18 protein-coding genes and 1 riboswitch are annotated in these 18064 nt (G+C 57.1%); of the genes, 9 read left to right on the top strand and 9 right to left on the bottom strand.

The features are described from left to right. Window positions 1-246 precede the first annotated feature (246 nt). The 8 genes from bioB (at window position 247) to GOV91_RS22680 (ending at window position 6517) form a co-directional block, all read left to right on the top strand. Window positions 247-1227, top strand: coding sequence for a biotin synthase BioB (gene bioB / locus GOV91_RS08540; protein ID WP_171235174.1), 981 nt, complete (start codon window positions 247-249; stop codon window positions 1225-1227). Next, entirely contained in the window at window positions 1224-2357 is a 1134-nt protein-coding gene (locus tag GOV91_RS08535) for an 8-amino-7-oxononanoate synthase (protein ID WP_171235173.1), read from the top strand. The genes bioB and GOV91_RS08535 overlap by 4 nt, the downstream gene beginning before the upstream one ends. Continuing rightward, entirely contained in the window at window positions 2354-2974 is a 621-nt protein-coding gene (bioD, locus tag GOV91_RS08530; protein WP_171235172.1) for a dethiobiotin synthase, read from the top strand. Before GOV91_RS08535 ends, bioD begins: the two co-directional genes overlap by 4 nt. Further along, the gene (bioA, locus tag GOV91_RS08525; protein ID WP_171235171.1) at window positions 2971-4257 is read left to right on the top strand and encodes an adenosylmethionine--8-amino-7-oxononanoate transaminase; all 1287 of its coding nucleotides are present in this window, start codon (window positions 2971-2973) and stop codon (window positions 4255-4257) included. Before bioD ends, bioA begins: the two co-directional genes overlap by 4 nt. Then, window positions 4254-4874 carry a pimeloyl-ACP methyl esterase BioG family protein gene (locus GOV91_RS08520; protein ID WP_171235170.1) on the top strand — a complete coding sequence of 207 codons (621 nt, stop codon included), beginning with the start codon at window positions 4254-4256 and terminating at the stop codon, window positions 4872-4874. The genes bioA and GOV91_RS08520 overlap by 4 nt, the downstream gene beginning before the upstream one ends. Continuing rightward, window positions 4871-5626: a methyltransferase domain-containing protein gene (locus GOV91_RS08515; protein ID WP_171176927.1), complete on the top strand. Its 756-nt coding sequence runs from the start codon at window positions 4871-4873 to the stop codon at window positions 5624-5626. The genes GOV91_RS08520 and GOV91_RS08515 overlap by 4 nt, the downstream gene beginning before the upstream one ends. A gap of 355 nt (window positions 5627-5981) precedes the next feature. Then, window positions 5982-6299: an inositol monophosphatase family protein gene (locus tag GOV91_RS22685; protein WP_254440623.1), complete on the top strand. Its 318-nt coding sequence runs from the start codon at window positions 5982-5984 to the stop codon at window positions 6297-6299. After that, the gene (locus GOV91_RS22680; protein WP_371732288.1) at window positions 6251-6517 is read left to right on the top strand and encodes an inositol monophosphatase; all 267 of its coding nucleotides are present in this window, start codon (window positions 6251-6253) and stop codon (window positions 6515-6517) included. The genes GOV91_RS22685 and GOV91_RS22680 overlap by 49 nt, the downstream gene beginning before the upstream one ends. Before the next feature lie 257 nt (window positions 6518-6774). On the opposite strand, the gene GOV91_RS08505 is transcribed toward GOV91_RS22680, so the two are convergent. Beyond that, a complete protein-coding gene (locus tag GOV91_RS08505; protein ID WP_171235169.1) occupies window positions 6775-9186 on the bottom strand; it encodes a YbcC family protein in 2412 nt (803 codons plus the stop codon). A 14-nt stretch (window positions 9187-9200) separates the two neighbouring features. After that, entirely contained in the window at window positions 9201-10751 is a 1551-nt protein-coding gene (locus GOV91_RS08500; RefSeq protein WP_171235168.1) for a proton-conducting transporter membrane subunit, read from the bottom strand. Between the two features lie 115 nt (window positions 10752-10866). On the opposite strand from GOV91_RS08500, the gene GOV91_RS08495 reads away from it, so the two are divergent. Continuing rightward, window positions 10867-11757, top strand: coding sequence for a LysR family transcriptional regulator (locus GOV91_RS08495; protein WP_171235167.1), 891 nt, complete (start codon window positions 10867-10869; stop codon window positions 11755-11757). 2 nt (window positions 11758-11759) lie between these two features. Here the strand turns inward: GOV91_RS08495 and GOV91_RS08490 are convergent, their stop codons facing one another. The 7 genes from GOV91_RS08490 to GOV91_RS22675 all read right to left on the bottom strand — a co-directional run bounded on the left by GOV91_RS08490 (window position 11760) and on the right by GOV91_RS22675 (window position 18028). Continuing rightward, window positions 11760-12770 carry an iron ABC transporter permease gene (locus GOV91_RS08490; protein ID WP_171176935.1) on the bottom strand — a complete coding sequence of 337 codons (1011 nt, stop codon included), beginning with the start codon at window positions 12768-12770 and terminating at the stop codon, window positions 11760-11762. A 1-nt stretch (window position 12771) separates the two neighbouring features. After that, window positions 12772-13722 carry an ABC transporter substrate-binding protein gene (locus GOV91_RS08485; protein WP_254440622.1) on the bottom strand — a complete coding sequence of 317 codons (951 nt, stop codon included), beginning with the start codon at window positions 13720-13722 and terminating at the stop codon, window positions 12772-12774. 12 nt (window positions 13723-13734) lie between these two features. Next, window positions 13735-14511 (bottom strand): ABC transporter ATP-binding protein, encoded by a 777-nt coding sequence (locus tag GOV91_RS08480; RefSeq protein ID WP_171176937.1) that lies wholly within the window; start codon window positions 14509-14511, stop codon window positions 13735-13737. Next, window positions 14508-14864: a DUF1636 domain-containing protein gene (locus tag GOV91_RS08475; protein WP_171176939.1), complete on the bottom strand. Its 357-nt coding sequence runs from the start codon at window positions 14862-14864 to the stop codon at window positions 14508-14510. The genes GOV91_RS08480 and GOV91_RS08475 overlap by 4 nt, the downstream gene beginning before the upstream one ends. A gap of 238 nt (window positions 14865-15102) precedes the next feature. Further along, a riboswitch (cobalamin riboswitch) is annotated at window positions 15103-15301 on the bottom strand. Between the two features lie 99 nt (window positions 15302-15400). Then, on the bottom strand, window positions 15401-16066 hold the full coding sequence (locus GOV91_RS08470; RefSeq protein WP_171235166.1) for a D-lyxose/D-mannose family sugar isomerase: 666 nt from the start codon (window positions 16064-16066) through the stop codon (window positions 15401-15403). Between the two features lie 15 nt (window positions 16067-16081). Continuing rightward, on the bottom strand, window positions 16082-17008 hold the full coding sequence (locus tag GOV91_RS08465) for a carbohydrate kinase (protein ID WP_171235165.1): 927 nt from the start codon (window positions 17006-17008) through the stop codon (window positions 16082-16084). Window positions 17009-17047: 39 nt separating this feature from the next. Next, entirely contained in the window at window positions 17048-18028 is a 981-nt protein-coding gene (locus GOV91_RS22675) for a glucokinase (RefSeq protein ID WP_371732291.1), read from the bottom strand. Window positions 18029-18064: the final 36 nt, after the last annotated feature.

Below are 18064 nucleotides of genomic sequence, written 5' to 3'. Positions count from 1 at the left end.
GATTGAATACTCTTTTGCCAGCATGGACCGTGTGCCGAGCTTCCCGAGTTTTAGGGTTTATACGCCCTTTAGGTCGGCCATAAGCGCGCTGACACATTCGGCGCGTACTGTCGATCCGGGGCTGGGCTTTGAGGGCGTGGCATTTCCGCTTGATTTGGGTGCGTTTGCGCCAACACGGTTGCGCATTTTTATTTTATCAATAATAAATCTGCAGCAACGCAAGCTGCAGGAAGTTTTATAGATAAAATGATCATCCCTCATTCCGGCTGGACCCGAAAGTCTGCGCAAGCTGTTCATGATCTTCCGTTGATGGATCTTCTGTTTCGGGCGCAAACCGTGCACCGCGAGAACTTTGATCCCAACAAGGTCCAAACGTCAAAACTCCTGTCGATCAAGACTGGTGGGTGTGCCGAGGACTGCGCCTATTGCTCGCAATCGGCCCGCAACGGATCAACCCTTCCGGCGTCCAAGCTGATCGAGGTTCAGCGCGTTCTGGCCGAGGCCAAGAAAGCCAAGGATGGCGGCGCAACCCGGTTCTGTATGGGTGCTGCCTGGCGCGAACCCAAACAACGTGACATGCCTGCCTTGGTTGCGATGGTCGAAGGCGTCAAAGCGATGGGTATGGAAACCTGCATGACACTGGGCATGCTGGATGACACTCAGGTAGTCCAGCTGCGCGACGCCGGGTTGGACTATTACAACCACAACATCGACACCTCAGAGCGCTATTATTCTGAAGTGATTACCACCCGCACTTTTTCGGACCGGATCGATACGATGAACCGGGTGCAGGAGGCCGGTATCAAGGTCTGCTCGGGCGGTATTCTGGGTATGGGCGAACATACCGGCGACCGTATCGACATGTTGCTGACCCTGGCCAACATGACCCCTCCGCCGGATTCGGTTCCAATCAACATGTTGATGCCGCAGGCTGACACGCCGTTGGCCGATGCAGAGCCGATCGATCCCATCGACTTTGTGCGGATCATCGCAACCGCCCGTATTCTGATGCCCAAATCTTATGTTCGCCTGTCTGCCGGACGCAGCGATATGAGCGACGAGATGCAGGCGATGTGCTTCTTCGCCGGTGCCAACTCGATCTTTGTGGGCGAAACGCTCTTGACTGCGGAAAACCCCGAGGAAGACACCGACTCGGTCCTGTTTGCGAAACTTGGCATTCAGGCTGAAACGGCGGAAGACCACAAGCGCACGGAAGCTGCCGAATGAAAGCAGTCGATCGACTGGAATCCATGCTCGATGCGCTTGAAGCCCGGCACCGCCGCCGGGCTTTGATCCCTGCGCAGGGTTTGGATTTTGCGTCGAACGATTATCTGGGTTTGGCGGGGTCAAAACTGTTGCAAGATGCCGCAAAGGCCGCCTTGGCGCGCGGCGTGCCGGTTGGCTCTGGTGGCTCGCGCCTGCTGCGGGGCAATCACCCTGAACATGAGGCGCTTGAACAGGAAGCTGCCGCATTCTTTGGATCTGAAGCCGCGCTTTTCATGGGTGGAGGGTTTCAGGCCAATCAGGCGATCTTTTCCACCCTGCCAGCAGCCGGAGATCTGGTGCTTTATGACGCACTGGTTCATGCCAGTGCCCATGAAGGGATGCGTGCCAGCCGCGCGGATCTGCGTGCCTTTCGCCACAATGACGTAGAAGATGCGCGCAAGGTTTTGACCGAGTGGCGGGCGACGGGTGGATCGGGCCACATCTGGATCGCAGTGGAAAGCGTGTATTCCATGGAAGGCGATCTTGCACCGCTGGAGGATCTTGCCTCCTTGGCTCGCGAGGCCGATGCCGTACTGATCGTGGATGAAGCACACGCCACTGGCGTTTTTGGCCTGAACGGCAAAGGTCTGGCGCATGATCTGAGCGCGGATGTTCTGACACTCCATACCTGCGGCAAGGGTCTGGGCGTTTCGGGCGGTCTGATCTGTGGTCCGCGTGTAATGATTGATACGCTGATCAATCGCGCGCGGCCCTTTATCTTTGCAACCGCGCCTTCGCCTTTGAACGCTGCTTTGGTGCGGGCAGCTTTGCGGGAATTGGCGACCAACGCGCAATTGGTCGCTGCTGCACATGACCGTCTGCGTCATGCCCATCACGTGGCCCGGCAAACAGGACTGCCGGATTCGGCCCTGACCAGCCAGATCATCCCAGTTATTTTGGGTGACGAGGCCAGAACGATGGCGACGGCCTCTGCCTTGCAGCAACAGGGCTTTGACATCCGGGGTATTCGCCCCCCCACCGTTCCCAAGGGAACGTCCAGACTGCGTGTGTCGATCACCGGAAATGTAACGCACGAGGACACTTCGGCACTGTTTACAAACATCGCCAGCTACCAATCGGAGGCCGCATGAGCGCGTTGATCGTCGTCGGAACCGACACGGGCGTCGGAAAAACCGTTTTTTCCGCTGGTCTGACCGCAGCGTTGAATGCCCGGTATTGGAAACCCGTTCAGTCGGGTTTGGAAGATACGACGGACACAGAAACCGTCCGCTTGTTGTCCGGTGCAGAAGTTTTGCCTGAGGCGTATCGCCTGAACCTGCCGGCCTCACCCCATCTGTCTGCCGAAGACATGGGTGTTGAGATTGATCTGTCGCGCCTTGCTGTGCCGCAGGTTGACGGGCCGCTGGTCGTTGAGGGGGCAGGGGGCCTGATGGTGCCGCTAAACCGCCAAAGCTATTACCTGGACCTGATCGCGCAATGGCAGGCTCCGGTGGTTTTGGTCGCACGCACAGCGCTGGGAACGATCAACCACACCACATTGTCTCTGATGGCCTTGCGTGGCGCTGGATGTGAGGTTGTGGGTGTTGCCTTTGTCGGTGAGGCTGAGCCGGATGTTGAACAAACCATCGTTGAGATGAGCAATGTCCGTCACCTTGGGCGCCTTCCGGTTCTAAGCGAACTGACACAGCAAACCCTAAAAGATGCCTTCTCAGAAATTGACGTTGTCACCATTCGGAGGTTCCTGTGACCCCGCTTGAGTTTGACGCCCGCCACCTGTGGCACCCTTATACCAACGTGGCCAATCCCGGCGCGATGCACCTTATCGACCGGGCCGAGGGCGTTTATCTGTACCGGGAAGACGGCGTGAAGATGATCGACGCCATGTCCTCGTGGTGGTGTGCGATCCACGGTCACAAACACCCTGCGATCACATCTGCGATGCAGAAACAGCTCGAGAAGATGCCCCATGTGATGTTCGGGGGGCTGACACATCATCCAGCCATTGATCTGGGGCGCAGGATGATCGACATGCTGCCCGAAGGGCTGGATCGCATTTTCTACTGTGACAGCGGTTCGGTTTCTGTCGAAGTGTCGATGAAGATGGCTGTGCAGTACCAAATGGCTCATGGCCGCGGCGGCAAGTTCGAGTTCGCCACCATTCGGGGCGGTTATCACGGCGACACTTGGAAGGCGATGAGCGTCTGCGACCCGGTCACCGGTATGCACGGGTTGTTCCGTGGAGCCTTGTCGATCCAGCACTTCCTGCCGCGCCCGCACGTGCGGTTGGGTGACGAATGGCCCGCAGATTCGGTACAGAACGGGCTGGAGCCGCTGGAGCGCTTGCTTGCCGAAAAAGGCGACCAACTGGCCGCCCTGATCCTTGAGCCTGTGGTTCAGGGCACCGGAGGTATGTATTTTTACCACCCACAATGGCTGCGCGCGGCACGTGCCTTGTGCGATGCCCACAATGTGCTGATCATCTTTGATGAGATTGCAACTGGCTTTGGCCGCACCGGTAAGCTGTTCGCCATCGATCACGCTGACGTCAAACCTGATATTTTGTGCTTGGGCAAAGCGCTAACCGGTGGGCATATCTCGTTCGCGGCAACGGTTACCAGCGAGCAGGTGGCTTATGGCATCGGCAACAGTGAGGCAGGCGTGTTCATGCACGGCCCGACTTATATGGCCAACCCTCTGGCCTGTGTCGCGGGATCGGCAAGCCTTCGTCTGCTGGCCGAGGGGAACTGGGAACGGCAGGTTTCTGATATTGAGGCCCAGATTCGCACCGAACTGGAGCCAGCTCGCGTTTTGCCTGGCGTAGCGGATGTCAGAGTCCTTGGCGCCATCGGCGTTATCGAAATGAAGGATACGGTTGATCCTTCTGTCGCCCACCGGCTGGCCCCAAAGACCGGAGTGTGGCTACGCCCCTTTGCGCGCAACATCTATTGCATGCCCCCTTACGTAATCTCTCCTGACGAGCTCAGCCAGGTCACGAGTGCAATGGTCGCGCTGGCCGGGGGGCAGGGATGAAACACAGGTGGCTGGAGAAATCAGGCGACGGCATTCTGATCCTTGTGTTCGGGGGTTGGGCGCTTGGCGCTGCACCGTTCCAGGGTCTATCCGGTGGCGCGTCTGTTCTGTTGGTTGATGACTACACCCAGCTTGATGACCCCTTGCCTGATTTGACAGGGTTTGACCGTGTCGACATGCTCGCGTTTTCCTTTGGCGTGGCATCTGCCGCGCATTGGCTGGCTAATACGCAGTTTCGCCCCGACCGGCTTGTTGCCGTCAGTGGCACCCTGCATCCGACCTGTCCGGACCGTGGGATTGCGCCCGAAATGATACGGGCGACGGCGGATCAGCTGACGACCTCCAGTTTTTCCAAGTTTTGCCGCCGCGCGGGGTTGTCTGTTGAGGCACCAGAGCTTGACCTCGCAGCAGCGCAACAAGAGCTTCACGCAGTGATCCGTCGCGGATCGGCCCTGAATCCCGGGTTTGACCTGGTGTGGATACCCGATCGGGACCGTATCATTCCAACGAAGGCGCAAGAGGCTGCCTGGGCGGAGACCTCAGCTTCGGTCAAACGTGTTGCAGGGTCACATGTACCCTTCGGGTCAGGCCAAAATTGGGCGGAGTGGCTGTCATGACGGCGCAACCGGCAGATAAGGTCCAACGCAGCTTTAGCAGAAGCTTTGACACCTATCACGACACAGCCAGCCAACAGGCGTGGGTTGCTGATAAACTGGTTTCTGAACTGCGCCGTGTGGGCGCACCAGGCCAATTTCGCACCGCATTCGAAATGGGGTGTGGCACCGGGCATCTCACCCGGACGTTGCGGCAAAATTTCGATCTGCCTGACCTTGTTCTGAACGACATCGCGCCGCAAGCCCAGGCAACGGCAGACGCCGAAGCGGCCGTATTTATCGCAGGCGACGTGCGTATGGTGCAATGGCCCGGCCAGATCGACCTGATCGCTTCAGCCTCGATGATCCAATGGATGGACGACCCGACCGGGCTGCTACAGCAGGCGGTCGATGCATTGGCCCCCGGTGGCTGGCTGGCCATTTCAGGATTTGGACCTCAGCAATACAAAGAACTGACAAGCATCGGATCAACAGCCCAGGCGCCTGGCCTTTGCGGGGCAGACGCCCTTGTCGCGGCCATTGAGGGGTCAATGCGGGTTTTGACCGCCGGGGAACGCATCCGGCCATCATATTTCGAAACTCCGCGTGACGTTTTGAAATACTTGCGCCGAACCGGGGTGAACGGTCGCGCGCAAGGGGCGTGGACCAAGTCCACTCTGGCCCGGTTTGAGAAAGACTATGTACGAAGCTTTGCGACGGATGACGGGGTGTCTTTGACATATCACCCGGTTTGGATCATTGCCCAAAAGCAGTAAGCGGCTATTCGGCGACCACCAAACCATTTCGTTTGCAAACAACATTTGGCAAATGCCCTTTGACGGGTGAGGGTCCGTAAAAAGCAGATTGATATGTCTGTCTGAATCCAGAGTGACCAGCGCGCACTTACCCGGCTTTTCCCGTCAGTTACCACGATCTGGACCTGCGCATTCCGAGCAGCAATACGCGCCAGATTGGTTTCTTGCAGTTCATGAAGCCTAAAGCTGGATTCGGCATTGACGGCACCGCCCGACAGAACTTCAAATCGCCGGGTGCGGCTGAAGCGCACGCTTACTGCAATTGATGAAACCCGTCTTTGAAATCTCACAGGTGCTTCCATCCTAAAAGATTGAAATGGTTGTCACACATACGCTTAAAGAACACTCCATTCAGATGACGAATATTGGATCCACGAACGGGATGCGGTTCCTTCGTGGATCTCTGGGTGTTGAACTCAAGCTGGATGAACGCCCTGTGACGCAAGCCGACAAGCCGGTTGAAGCTGAGGTTCGGTCCTACTTGAAACGACATTTCCCCGAGCATGGAATCTTTGGTGAGGAACATGGGCAGGAGGCTGGAGACGGTCGGCATATGTGGTTCATTGATCCAGTTGGCGGCACCCGTTGTTTGGCTTCCTGTGTGCATATCCGGTTGAGGGACAGCCTAGGCTAGGGTTGGTTGGAAGGCCTGCCTTGGATGAGGTATTTGTGGGTGTCATGGGGGAGGGGGCCACAAAGAATGGCCAGCCCATTCAGACCCCGCAGCAAACGCGTTTGGATCAGTCGATCCTGTCTGTGAACAAAGATGACAAGATTCAGCGCGATCATCCGAACCTGTTCGACCGATTGATGCAGGCTTGGCAGAACCGTCGGTTTACCTCTGACTGTTAACCTTATGCGCTGTTGGCTGCGGGGCATGTGGATGCCGTGGTGGATTTTGAACTGCAACCCTAAGCATTTCTGGCAGTCACGCCATTTGTTGCGGCAGCCGGTGGTGTGAAGACCGATTGGCAGCGTAGGGCTTTGAAACTGAAGTCTGATGCACGGTCGCTTCTGCGGCGACGCCGGAATTACGTGCTAACCTACTGGCGTTGATACACGGATAGAGGCCCGGCAGAATGCGCCGGGCCTTGGCTTCATGGTCTTGGTCATTCGGCTGCTATGGCCTGTTCATAACCAGTCGTCTTGGCAATTGGGCTCCATTCCAGATCACCCGTGTAACGCCATGCCAGATCACCCTTTTCGTCCATCGCGATCAGGTGAAGCCAGCGGTTGTCAAAGAGCGCTTTGACATTGGCGTGGCGCTTGAGAATGGCGTTCATGGCCTCACGTGGGGCTTCGATCACCACAGACAGACGCAGAGGGTCGTGTTGGAACGCCTCGCCATCATGAACTGATTGCCAGGGCAGCCCCGGACGCAAAGCGCCGCCGTTCCCTTCAACAACACCAATCCCGCCGACTACGTTGTGGAGCAACTTGTTGCCCCCACCGAATAACCCCGGCGCGACAGTCGAACCATAGTATTGCAAGCTGATCCAGCTGGCCACGACAACCGGGGCGGTCATGATCAACTCTAGCACGCCAAACCCATCATCCGAGCGCCAGTCATAGCTGTGAAGGAAGGACTGCCCGGCCAAACCGGTCCCGTCAGTCCGGCTTCGCGGCGCTGCGATAAAGGTGCGGCACCCTGCCAAACCCCATTCGGGTCGAAGCTCTGCCCAATCCTTGGCGCGATGGGCGATATCGTCGCCCCCATGGGCCCGAGGCAGCCGGGCCGCACGCTCGTTACGTGAGAGGCGTCCGGCTTCTGCCAACCAGGTTTTCAGCTGAGCGATCTGCGGCGCCCACAATCCCGCGGGGTGATCCTGATCAAACAGAGTAACGCCATCTGTCGTGGTATTGTGCAGCGCTGGCAGAAACAGCGTGTCAGTGGGGATGTCGATCCCTTTGTCTCGCAGTCCGTCCCGTACTTGGTTGTCGTTCAGCAGGCTGGCAAGTAGCCGGGCGCTTACATCCCCCGCGTGACCGCCGCAGGCACCGCATTGCAACGCGCTTTCATGGGGGTTATTGGTGACGTCCGCCCCATGTCCCGCCAGCATCACGATGCGCGCGAAATTATCTGTCAGAGACATCGCGCCCAGAATGGCTTTGGCGGTACCGATGCGCGTGACCAGATCCATTAAAGGGTCCAGTTTAGGCGCAGGGTCAAACTTGCTGCCACTACCACTCGCAGCCAGCGAATCCCGCAACAATTTACCAGCGTATATCGGACCAGTCGCCTCGACAAAGGCAAAGGATGAAACAGCGGCCAGCTTGAACCGCCCCCACGCCCTTTTGGCACGGGCCGTATAGCGACGATCCAGGTCGGACAGTGTGTCTTCTGCTGCTTTGGACTTAACATTGGGGTTCAGCAGAACCGGACCCCGCAATTCGGTCACGTCTGATCCCGCGCATTTATGTGCGCTGGCCAACCCGAAGAACCCGGCAAAGCCGATGGTTTCGATACCCGAGTCCTGTGCTTCCAACGCCCGGCGAAAAACTTCGGACCGGACATCGATACAGAACGCAGCCTGCACCAGTGGGCGGCCCTCGGTCGCCCGTGGCTGACGACTAGCCAAAACCTGACCCAGCTTGCGCTGTTGAGCCCGTTCCGCAGCATCCTGCAGAATGGCATCAATCACCATGTCACGGGACGGAGTGATCGGGGTCTCGTGCATTGCGACGGTTTCCAGCCAACGCGCCGAAATCTGATCACGGTATTGGTGGAACAGGGCCTCTTCAAATACCATCCGAATGGCCAGAAGTTCCGCCGTTGTTGTGTCGGTCTGACCCTGAAGCTCGGCCTGCCACAACAAATAGCGCGCGTATTGCGCCCAACCGCCCAGCGTGATTAGCCAACGATGAAATGTTGTTCCAGCCGCGTCAGGCGTCACGCCCAGCGTTTCCGAGGCCCGCCCGATGGCGCGCCATTGCGAACGGTTGGTGGCCGCCACAAATGCGCCAAAGCCTTTCAACCCATTGATTTCAGGTGTCAGGTCGCGCGATGCGAACTCCCGCCATGCACTGAACGCACCGCCGGCACGGCTGGGTTGCCAAAGGGCCTGGCCTTCGTCGAAATGACTTGCGGCCCAAGCTCCGATACGTTCTTCGATTAATCCGGGCCAGTCGATGCCAGACACATCTGCGGCCAATTCCGCCACCGTCAGAAACGGGGCAAGAGGTGCGGCATCATCCGTCAAAGCGGCTGTGACTTCTTCAAGCCCCGGAGGATCAAAGCGACTTTCTACATGCGAAATCGCCTCACGCAGATCCCCTTCGGTCATCTCACCAGAGTTCAACTTCTCGGCCATAATGCGCCTGTCAGGGGTGATGCGCACACCGGCAACACGGCCAAGACGTGCGGCCGTTACAGCGAGGGTATCCCCTGTCTGACCCAAAAAGGGGTTCACAGCGACATTCGCAGACAGCGGAAACAGAGGAGGGATCTGACGCACAGCGTCATTAGCAATCGCGACGAGTTCCAAAAGCGGAGCAGGATAGCTTTCGTGTTTCATATACATATCTGATCCCCTTTTCACACAGTCCGGCGCGTGGACCGCCCGTCCAGCAGCCGATCAAAGATTGCGTTGGCATAAAGTCCATTGGACAAGTGCACCCGCATTCCCGCCGCCGCCGGATGCGAGGCCCAGAGCGGGAAGGTCGATTGGGCCAGCGCCACGGCGCCAAAACTGATGAGCGCAAGAACGATCAAAGCCCATTCCAGCGGTCCTGCAGCAGGCGTAGGCGGCAGGGTGCCCGCCGTTAGATTCTGCGCAGCGATTTGCAGAACGAAGTAGCTGACCGATGTTGCACCCGCATAGATGACAGTGCGCCGGGTCAGCGCACCGGGCGCTGCATCCGCAAAGCCTTGCGCCAGCAGGTAGGCGACGCCAAAGATCAGGATCACGCCCAATGCAATGGCCTGAACAGATTTCCCGTTGATTCCGAACACCCAAGCCACCGCACCATAGATCAGAATGCCGGTTGCAAAGGCCAGCAGTACATTGCGGGCACTTGGTACTGCCACCGGCCCCGGACGGCGAATGGCAGCCACGTTGCGCACAGCTTCACCCGCGCTCAGGAAGGCGTGGGCCTTATAGAGCGAATGCGCCACAATGTGCAGCAGCGCCAGCGGGAACAGGGCAAGACCGCACTGCATGATCATGAACGCCATCTGGGCAATTGTTGACCACGCCAGGGATGTCTTGACCGCGGGCTGCGTCAGCATGACCAAGCCTCCGAACAGCGCGGTGAAACCGCCCAGCATGACCAACAAGGCCATAATTCCAGGAGCCACCAGCATCACATCCGCAAAGCGGATCAATAGAAACCCGCCCGCATTGATCACGCCCGCGTGCAACAGGGCCGAGACCGGGGTTGGTGCTTCCATCACCTCGGTCAGCCACCCATGGACCGGGAACTGGGCCGAAGCCAGTACGGCCGCCAGTGCGATGAACAGGGCGGCGACAATTGTGGTTACTGTCGGCTGTGCTTCTGACAGGATCGTAGCGATGTCGCTGGTGCCGTAGCCGATGATCAGCAAGGCAACGGCCAGACCAAGCGCAACTTCGCTGATCCGCGCCACAACAGCCTTTTTGCGCGCTGCGCGTTGTGCCGTGGTACGTTCGGGGTAGAACAGCAGCAGTTGATGCAATGCCAGGCTTGTTGCAATCCAGGCGACCAGCAGTTGCACGATGTTGCCGGACGTCACCAACAAAAGAACGGCGGCCAGCGCGACAGACATCCAACCGCTAAAGGCACCCTGCCTTGGTTCTCCGTCCATGTATGTTGCAGAGTACCGCAATACGATCCAGCCAATGAAACTGACCAGAACCAACATTGTGGCGCTTACAGCATCCAACCGGACCGAAAGGCCCACTCCCCAAAAGCCGATCATCGTCGAGGTCCCGGACCCTTTTGCAATCAGCAGCATGACCGCCAAGGCAGACACGCCAAAGGCCGCCAGGGCCGCCCATTCTGCGACTTTCGGCAAATTGCCCGGACGAATCCCCTGATGTCGGCTGCAGTAATATGCAGATCCCAACAAGATCATTGGACTTAGGAGGGGTAGAAGCAGGTAACTCATGCGTGTGTCCCTTGACTTTCGATACTGACTCGACTTGTTCCGTTCGACATATTTCGCAGTGCAACATAAGAAAAATACATTGTTTGATGTGTTTCGTTCATATAAATAGAACGATATGCCGCTCAACTATCATCACCTGCGCTACTTCTGGGCCGTCGCTCATGACGGGAACCTGACCCGTACGGCGCAGCGTTTGAATCTTTCTCAATCTGCCTTGTCCGTGCAGATAAAAGAGCTGGAAGACCGGCTTGGTCATCCGCTGTTTGAACGCCGGGGCCGCAAGCTGCATCTCACCGAAGCCGGACATATCGCTCTGGACCACGCCGATGCGATTTTTGCGACAGGTCAGGAACTTGTGGCAACCTTGCAGGACGCGGGGAATACGCGGCAAGCTCTTAGGGTTGGGGCACAGTCCACCCTTTCTCGCAACTTTCAGATTCGTTTTTTGCGGCCCATTTTGGCGCGCGCTGACGTCGAGGTTATTTTAAGGTCCGGAAGCCCAAGCGAGTTGCTGGAGGGGCTCGAAACGCTGAATTTCGACCTGGTCTTGATGAACCACGAACCCGCAAGCGACAGTTTAACCAGCTTTGTCACTCATCATTTGGCCGAACAACCGGTGAGCATCGTCGGAACCCCCGATCGTCTGAAACCGACACGTTCAATACGGGATCTTTTGGAAGAACAACCCTTCATCCTGCCCACAACGAACAACAGTGTCCGCACGGCCTTTGACGCCATGGCCAGCCGCATGTCGGTGCGCCCTCAGGTGGCGGCCGAGGTGGACGACATGGCGATGATGCGGCTGCTTGCACGGGAGGATATCGGGCTGGCTCTGGTGGCTCCGATCGTTGTTCAGGATGAGTTGAATTCGGGTCGTCTGGTCGAGGCGCAAGAGCACCCGAAAATCAAGGAAAACTTCCACGCGATCACGTTCAAACGCCGGTTCCCGAACCCTTTGGTGCAAGAGCTCTTGTCGCATGGATCGGACACGCAGGTCGGTGTCTGAGGTCAGTCACCACGCGCGGATTTGAACAGGTACAGGAAAACAAAAAGAGACCCGATAGACGTTGTCACGATACCCACGGGCAGTTCCTGTGGGGCCAGGAGCAGCCGGGACAGAATATCCGACAGTGTCAGCAGAATCGCCCCTACGATGGCCGAGGTAATCAGCAGGTTTCGGTGCAGCGTACCAGCAATGCCGCGCGCAATATGAGGCACCATCAGTCCAACAAAACCTATGACACCAGCCACGGACACAAAGCTGGCCGTAGCCAACGCAGCCACAAAGAACATTCGGAATCGAAGGCCTTGGACGGGAATTCCCAGCGACGATGCAGTGAAATCTCCGGTCAAAAGGGCATCCAGCCAGCGGCTGCGATAAAGCGCGTAGCTCAGGATTAGGGCAAGCCCGGTCAGGACCAGTGGAAAAGTCTGCCATCGGGCAAGACCCAATCCGCCCAGCATCCAGAAGATAACCGAATGGGCCGCACGACTGTCGCCGGAGAAGATCAAATAATTTGTGATCGCGGAAAACAGGAAAGACACAGCCAAACCGGCCAGGATCAGCTTTTCCGGCGCACTTGTGCGCAAACCCTGAACCAGAGCCAGAACAATGCCAGAGGCTATAAGCCCCCCGCAAAAAGCCGCCAAAGGCAGGGTCCAGACCCCCAGCACATCGCCAGTGACCGTTATGACAAGAACGGCCCCAGCCGCCGCGCCCGAGGACAGGCCAAAAAGGAACGGATCGGCCAGATCGTTGCGCGTGGTTGTTTGCAAAACCACGCCAACTACCCCCAGCCCTGCGCCGATCACAGCGGCGAACAAGGCTCGGGGGAGGCGAAGGTCGAAAACGATCCGATGCACCGGGGACATTTCACCTTCTGTCAGGCCGGTCCCCAAGCCAATGGCGGTAAAGACCTCGGCCATTGGGATCGAGGTTGTGCCATAGATCGTAGACAGCAGCAAAAGGGCGGTCAGAATGACCGCCCCCAGCAAGATCGATCGGCCCAAATGGACCATGTCAGTTGGTCTCCGGATGCATCGCATTGGCCATCTTTTCAATGGCTTCAATATTTGCCGGTCCGGGTGTCAATTCCTCGTAACGCAGGCCGATCCAGCGCGCGTTCTTGACTGCATCGGTTTGTGACATGACAGGATGATCTTTCAGAAACTGGAAGGTATCTTCTGCACCATTTCCTGTTTGATAGTCCAGTAGCACCAGGAATTCCGGGTTTGCGGCTGCCACGGTTTCCCATGAGGTGCGACCCCAGCTGGTATCCATGTCATGTGTGACGTTTACACCCCCCGCAGCGGCAATCATGGCGTCCGGGATGGCGAATTTACCTGCGGTAAAAGGCGCATCTGCCGGCCCGTCCAGCAGGAAAACACGAGGTTTTGCCAGATCAGCGGTTTTTGCCTCAATGGCCTCCAACTGGTCTTTCCAGCCCGAAACAAGATCTTCCGCCTTGGCTTCGACGCCCATCACCTGACCCAAACGCAGGACGTCGTCAAACAGCAGATCCATGCTGGCTTCGGGGCGGTCTTTGTTCAGGTGCACGCAGCTTTCGGTCAAGACCATGGTCTTGATGCCAAAGGGTTCCAGCGTGTCTGGGGTCACTTCGCCACCTGGCTGCATTCCGTAATACCAACCAGCGAAAAACATATCGGGTTCGACAGAGACAAGGTTTTCAACTTTAGGATATTTCGGAGCCAACTCGGGGATGTCACCGCGCTGTGCGTCAAAATCCGGGCTGGTCTTGTACCAGCCTGTGATGCCGGTCAGGCCGACGATCTTGTCTTGCAGACCCAAAGCAAACGCCATGTCAGTCATGTTCATGTCGTGAACAACGAGCCGTTCTGGCGTTGTTTCAAAAACCAGTGGCTCGCCGCAATTGTCCACTGTAATGGCATCCGCGGCTGCGCCGCTTGCCAGGCCAGTGAACAAAGCCACAGGCCAGAGTTTCCGCATCATTGTAAGCTCCTGTTATGATGACAGTTTACGTTTTCGAATATCCAGAGCAGGGATCATGCGGCCCTCATGCTGGAAACACAGATAATCCACTCCAAATGTATCGCGGACACGATCCGTTGTCAGAACATCGTTGACAGGGCCAAACCCTGTCAGGCGTGTTGACTTCATCAATGCCACATGTGTGGCAAATTCCGGGATCATGACCAGATCGTGGACGATCATGACAACCGTCACGCCCAATTCAGCGACCAAAGACAACATGTGCCCCTTGGCATCCGGGTCTAGGTGATTGGTCGGTTCGTCCAGAAACAACAGAGACGGGTTTTGAGCCAGCGCACGTGCGATATGCGCCCGTTGCCTCTCACCCCCCGATAGCTGACCCATAGGTTTGCGGGAAAGGTGCATTAAACCCGTTGTTTCCAAAACCCGGTCAAGATCTTCCCTGTGTTCAGACGCGGACTTGTCAGCCTTGATCGGAATTTGGCCAAGTGCAACATAGTCGTGCAATCGCAACCGACTATCCGGCATTTCCTGTTGGCCAACCACAGCGATCGTCCGCGCGCGTTCATGGGCCGACAAGGTGCGCAGGCTTTGACCTTTTATCTGCACATCACCCAGCGCAATACGTTCGATTCCGCAAAGCAGCTTGAGCAGCGTAGTCTTCCCAGCCCCATTCGGTCCCGCAATCGCCAGAATTGATCCTTCTTCCAAGCCAAAGGACACATCCTGAAGCAGCACATCACCGTTCAAGGCATAGTATTCTAGGTTTTCGACAGCCAGGAAACTCATGACGGCCTCTGCGATGGCAAGGCAGGCATGCGCGACAAGGTTTTGGTGAACAGTGTTAGTGGGCGGTCAGTTGCGTTTGTCCAACCATCGGAACTGAGCTGATATTGCCCGGCGAATTCCACCACTGCATCCAGATCCTGTTCCGAAACGATGTCACCAAACAAATACTGCGCCTTGCCCGGTGCCTGAAAACCGACGGTGGTTGGCCGGTCGCAGCCCGCCATGCACGCGACCTCCCGGATTGCAAACCCTTCGGGCAGTTTTCGCGCCAATGCGCCACTCACTTGATCGGTGGACATCGCGCCTGTGCATGTCGTGCATACAAGTAGGAAATGATCTGCAGTTTTCGTCATTGTGCGCACCGGTTACCGCTGATCAAACTACAATACAATGTTATAACATTACTGTTTTGAGAATCGCGATCTTTTCGCGAGGCCACAGCACAATAGGTATTGGGGTTGAGGATAAAGCTATCAGTCACCTGTTGCATTGTCCGCTCTGCTTGAAACCAAGCGCGGACAGAAGGTGCCAAAAATGGAAACACGCGAAAACCGTGCCATCAAAGCCTCCTTCCAGGACGCCCCGCCCCGGGTTGGTTAAACATCGGATGGCAGGTCTCCTGACTTGCGGGTCAAAGCTTGGCCCACCTTCCCAACCCTTTCGGGGTCAGTGGCGCAGTGGCGTCGCTCTCCGCTTACAGTTGCGGGGGCAGTCACGGACTTGGCGCAATACAGCGCCGCACCGTATTCCCATTTTCATCCCTTTCGGAACCATCCAACTCAGCTAGGCTGGCGGTGCTGGACTTGTCAAGAAGGAGAAGCAGTCGAGCCGATCCAAAACATCTGGGCGCGGCACACATTCACGTTGGCCGGTTCTAGCCTTGTTGATGTCAGTAGTCGGAAACCAACAAGAAGTCCGGCGCTGCATCTTCCTCGATCTGTGAAAACCGAGGGATGGGATCTTCGAAGACATTGTCCGTACGGTCATCATTCACGGTCGAAACCTCGCCTATTAGGCAATCGCCGTGTTCTGCCCAGAATGCGTGCCAGACACCCGGCATCAGGGTCACGCTTTGCCCCGGTTTCAGCCGCAAATGCTCACCTGGTTGCAACGTAGCAGGGCAGGCATCGCTGGGTACCGTCACTGGCGTGTCCCGGTCGATGCCCCCGTCAGGGTCAGATGCGTAAATCTCCAGCACCAGATCACCCCCGCCGCGATTGATGATGTCCTCGGCCTTTACGATGTGACGATGCATCGGAGACAGTTGTTTATCTTTCGAGATCAGCAATTTTTCCGCATACAACATCCCGCGACCTGATTTCAGATCATTCACCTCACCATTGCGCAGAGTGAAGAGGAACAGGCCGAGTTCATCAAACCGGCCCTGAGCGTAATCGGTGATGTCCCAGCCCAGCCCCCGACTGCGGATGGTTTCAGCTACAGGACTTCGCATCTGATCGGGCGACCAATCGGCAAAAGGTGGTAACACGGCTCCAAAGGATTGTATGAAAGCCTGCGCTTCGGACTTGATGCGGTTAATTTCGGATCGTTTCATTGGTTTTTCCAAGAATTAAAGCTCATGCGCCCAGGGCGGCTCAGCCCCGGCACGGGATACGGTTACAGCTGCGACTTCGGCTCCCAGTCCCATGGCCGCGCGCAACGCTTCTGGGGTCAGGTTTCGCAGGCCTTGTTTGGTCAGTTGCTCAGCACGGCTGAGTGCGGTGAGCACACCGGCATTGAACGTATCGCCGGCACCGATCGTGTCTACGACCTGCACCGGTTTCACCGGCACCGAAACCTTTGATCCATCTGCCAGATACCCATGTGCGCCATCACCGCCCCGGGTCACTATCAGGGCCGTTGGCCCGGCCTGCAACAACAACGCGGCTTTCGCCGACTCGGGCTCGGAACCGGGAATGATCCAGTCCAGATCCTCGTCGGAAACTTTGACGATATCGGATTGCGCAATCATGTGGTTCAGGCGTGTTCGGAACCGGGTCTGATCCTCGATGAAGCCCGGACGGATGTTCGGATCCAGCATCACCGCACGTTCGCCACCATGACGCTTCAACAATGACGCGTAGGCATCCGCGCAGGGCTCACACGCCACACTAATACCCCCTAGATACAAAGCAGAAACCGCTGGAAGCTGATCTGGCATATCTTCCGGCGTCAACATACGCCCAGCCGTGTTTTCATCGACAAAGCTGTAGGTTGCGTGCCCATCTTGAAGTTGAACAAAGGCAAGCGTGCTGGGGCGATCCGAGACGATTACATGCGATGTATCAACGTGACTGGCGTTTAATGCGGTGATCAACTGCTGACCGAACATGTCCGTTGAAATGCCCGTCAACATCCCCACAGGTACGCCCAGACGCCCCATGGCGACTGCTGTATTCAGGATCGCCCCGCCAGTATGTGGAACAAAGCCGTGCGCACCGGAAACTGTCGGCTCGGCGATCATATCAATCAGGGCTTCCCCGCAGCACAAGATCATTCGACAGTCCTTTCCTAGAGTTCCTGAGGGGCACGTCGCTTAACGCTTGAGGGCGTTCTTGCAAAAGTTGTTTGCACCAATGATGCCAAATTCGGCTTGTTCTGAGACGTACAGGTTCAATGACTTTCGCAACTCACTAAAACGTCCACCGCCGTTGAACGCGTCCTTGAAGTCCTGATCAAAGAGCCAGCGGTTTTTCTCGGCGACGCCGCCCACAAGAAATACCCCACCGGCAGGCATCAGAGTAACTGCCATGTCGCCCATAAGTGCGCCCAGATGCGTGGTGAACATCTGCGCTGTTTTGACTGCGATGGGGTCCGCGGCATCGCGGGCTTCGGCCAAAATCTCTTTGGCAGAGCGCAATGAAGGCTGTGCGTTTCCAGCCGCCAATCCAACGGCTTGATACAGGATGGGCAAGCCCGTTCCGCTGAGGAACATTTCCGCTTCCAGAGCCAGGCTGTTCCCGAAAAAGCATTCAGGTGCAATTCGGCGGGCTGCTTCAAAGATCTCTACCTCGTCGCGGTGACGCGGATACAGTCCCACGTGGCCGCCTTCGCCGGAAACCGTGTGATAATGCCCTTCAGAAAACAACAAAGCTCCGACACCAAGCCCAGTGCCGGGGCCAACCACCAAACGCGTGCCCACAGGCGGTTTCGCCTGACCTTGCAAAACCGAAACTTCGTTCTGTTTGACGTCAGCAACTGACCAAGCTGCCGCTGTGAAGTCATTAATAACAAAAGTATGCTCCGCCCCGGTCGCCTGCGCCAGTTCAACCTCGGACAAGTCCAGATTAGCGTTTGTAAGACGGATGACTCCGTTTCTTACAGGACCAGCCCCAGCAGCAACGACCGCCTGAGGATTTGTGCCAACCTCATCTCGCAGAGAGTGAAATGCGTTCAGCAGATCGTCCAATGTGCCCGTAGGGTGCTTGCGCAGGTCCGTTAGCTCGCCATTTGTCACAACGCCAAGACGGGTGTTTGTTCCGCCAATGTCTGCAACCAAATTCCAGTGTTCATGCACAGAACCAGATGGTTGCGCTAACGGAAGAGAGACGTT

The organism is Ruegeria sp. HKCCA6837 (genome assembly GCF_013034475.1).
Lineage (GTDB): Bacteria > Pseudomonadota > Alphaproteobacteria > Rhodobacterales > Rhodobacteraceae > Ruegeria.
This window is presented reverse-complemented; position numbering and strand designations above follow the sequence as displayed.

What these genes read in the sequence shown, in the direction of transcription:
- GOV91_RS22685 (WP_254440623.1), top strand. Translation starts at nt 5,982, where the DNA reads ATGGTTGTCACACATACGCTTAAAGAACACTCCATTCAGATGACGAAT.
- bioB (WP_171235174.1), top strand. Translation starts at nt 247, where the DNA reads ATGATCATCCCTCATTCCGGCTGGACCCGAAAGTCTGCGCAAGCTGTT.
- bioD (WP_171235172.1), top strand. Translation starts at nt 2,354, where the DNA reads ATGAGCGCGTTGATCGTCGTCGGAACCGACACGGGCGTCGGAAAAACC.
- GOV91_RS08490 (WP_171176935.1), bottom strand. Translation starts at nt 12,770, where the DNA reads ATGGTCCATTTGGGCCGATCGATCTTGCTGGGGGCGGTCATTCTGACC.
- GOV91_RS08500 (WP_171235168.1), bottom strand. Translation starts at nt 10,751, where the DNA reads ATGAGTTACCTGCTTCTACCCCTCCTAAGTCCAATGATCTTGTTGGGA.
- GOV91_RS08475 (WP_171176939.1), bottom strand. Translation starts at nt 14,864, where the DNA reads ATGACGAAAACTGCAGATCATTTCCTACTTGTATGCACGACATGCACA.
- GOV91_RS08515 (WP_171176927.1), top strand. Translation starts at nt 4,871, where the DNA reads ATGACGGCGCAACCGGCAGATAAGGTCCAACGCAGCTTTAGCAGAAGC.
- GOV91_RS08495 (WP_171235167.1), top strand. Translation starts at nt 10,867, where the DNA reads ATGCCGCTCAACTATCATCACCTGCGCTACTTCTGGGCCGTCGCTCAT.
- GOV91_RS08465 (WP_171235165.1), bottom strand. Translation starts at nt 17,008, where the DNA reads ATGATCTTGTGCTGCGGGGAAGCCCTGATTGATATGATCGCCGAGCCG.
- GOV91_RS08485 (WP_254440622.1), bottom strand. Translation starts at nt 13,722, where the DNA reads ATGATGCGGAAACTCTGGCCTGTGGCTTTGTTCACTGGCCTGGCAAGC.
- GOV91_RS08520 (WP_171235170.1), top strand. Translation starts at nt 4,254, where the DNA reads ATGAAACACAGGTGGCTGGAGAAATCAGGCGACGGCATTCTGATCCTT.
- GOV91_RS08535 (WP_171235173.1), top strand. Translation starts at nt 1,224, where the DNA reads ATGAAAGCAGTCGATCGACTGGAATCCATGCTCGATGCGCTTGAAGCC.
- GOV91_RS08505 (WP_171235169.1), bottom strand. Translation starts at nt 9,186, where the DNA reads ATGTATATGAAACACGAAAGCTATCCTGCTCCGCTTTTGGAACTCGTC.
- GOV91_RS08480 (WP_171176937.1), bottom strand. Translation starts at nt 14,511, where the DNA reads ATGAGTTTCCTGGCTGTCGAAAACCTAGAATACTATGCCTTGAACGGT.
- GOV91_RS08470 (WP_171235166.1), bottom strand. Translation starts at nt 16,066, where the DNA reads ATGAAACGATCCGAAATTAACCGCATCAAGTCCGAAGCGCAGGCTTTC.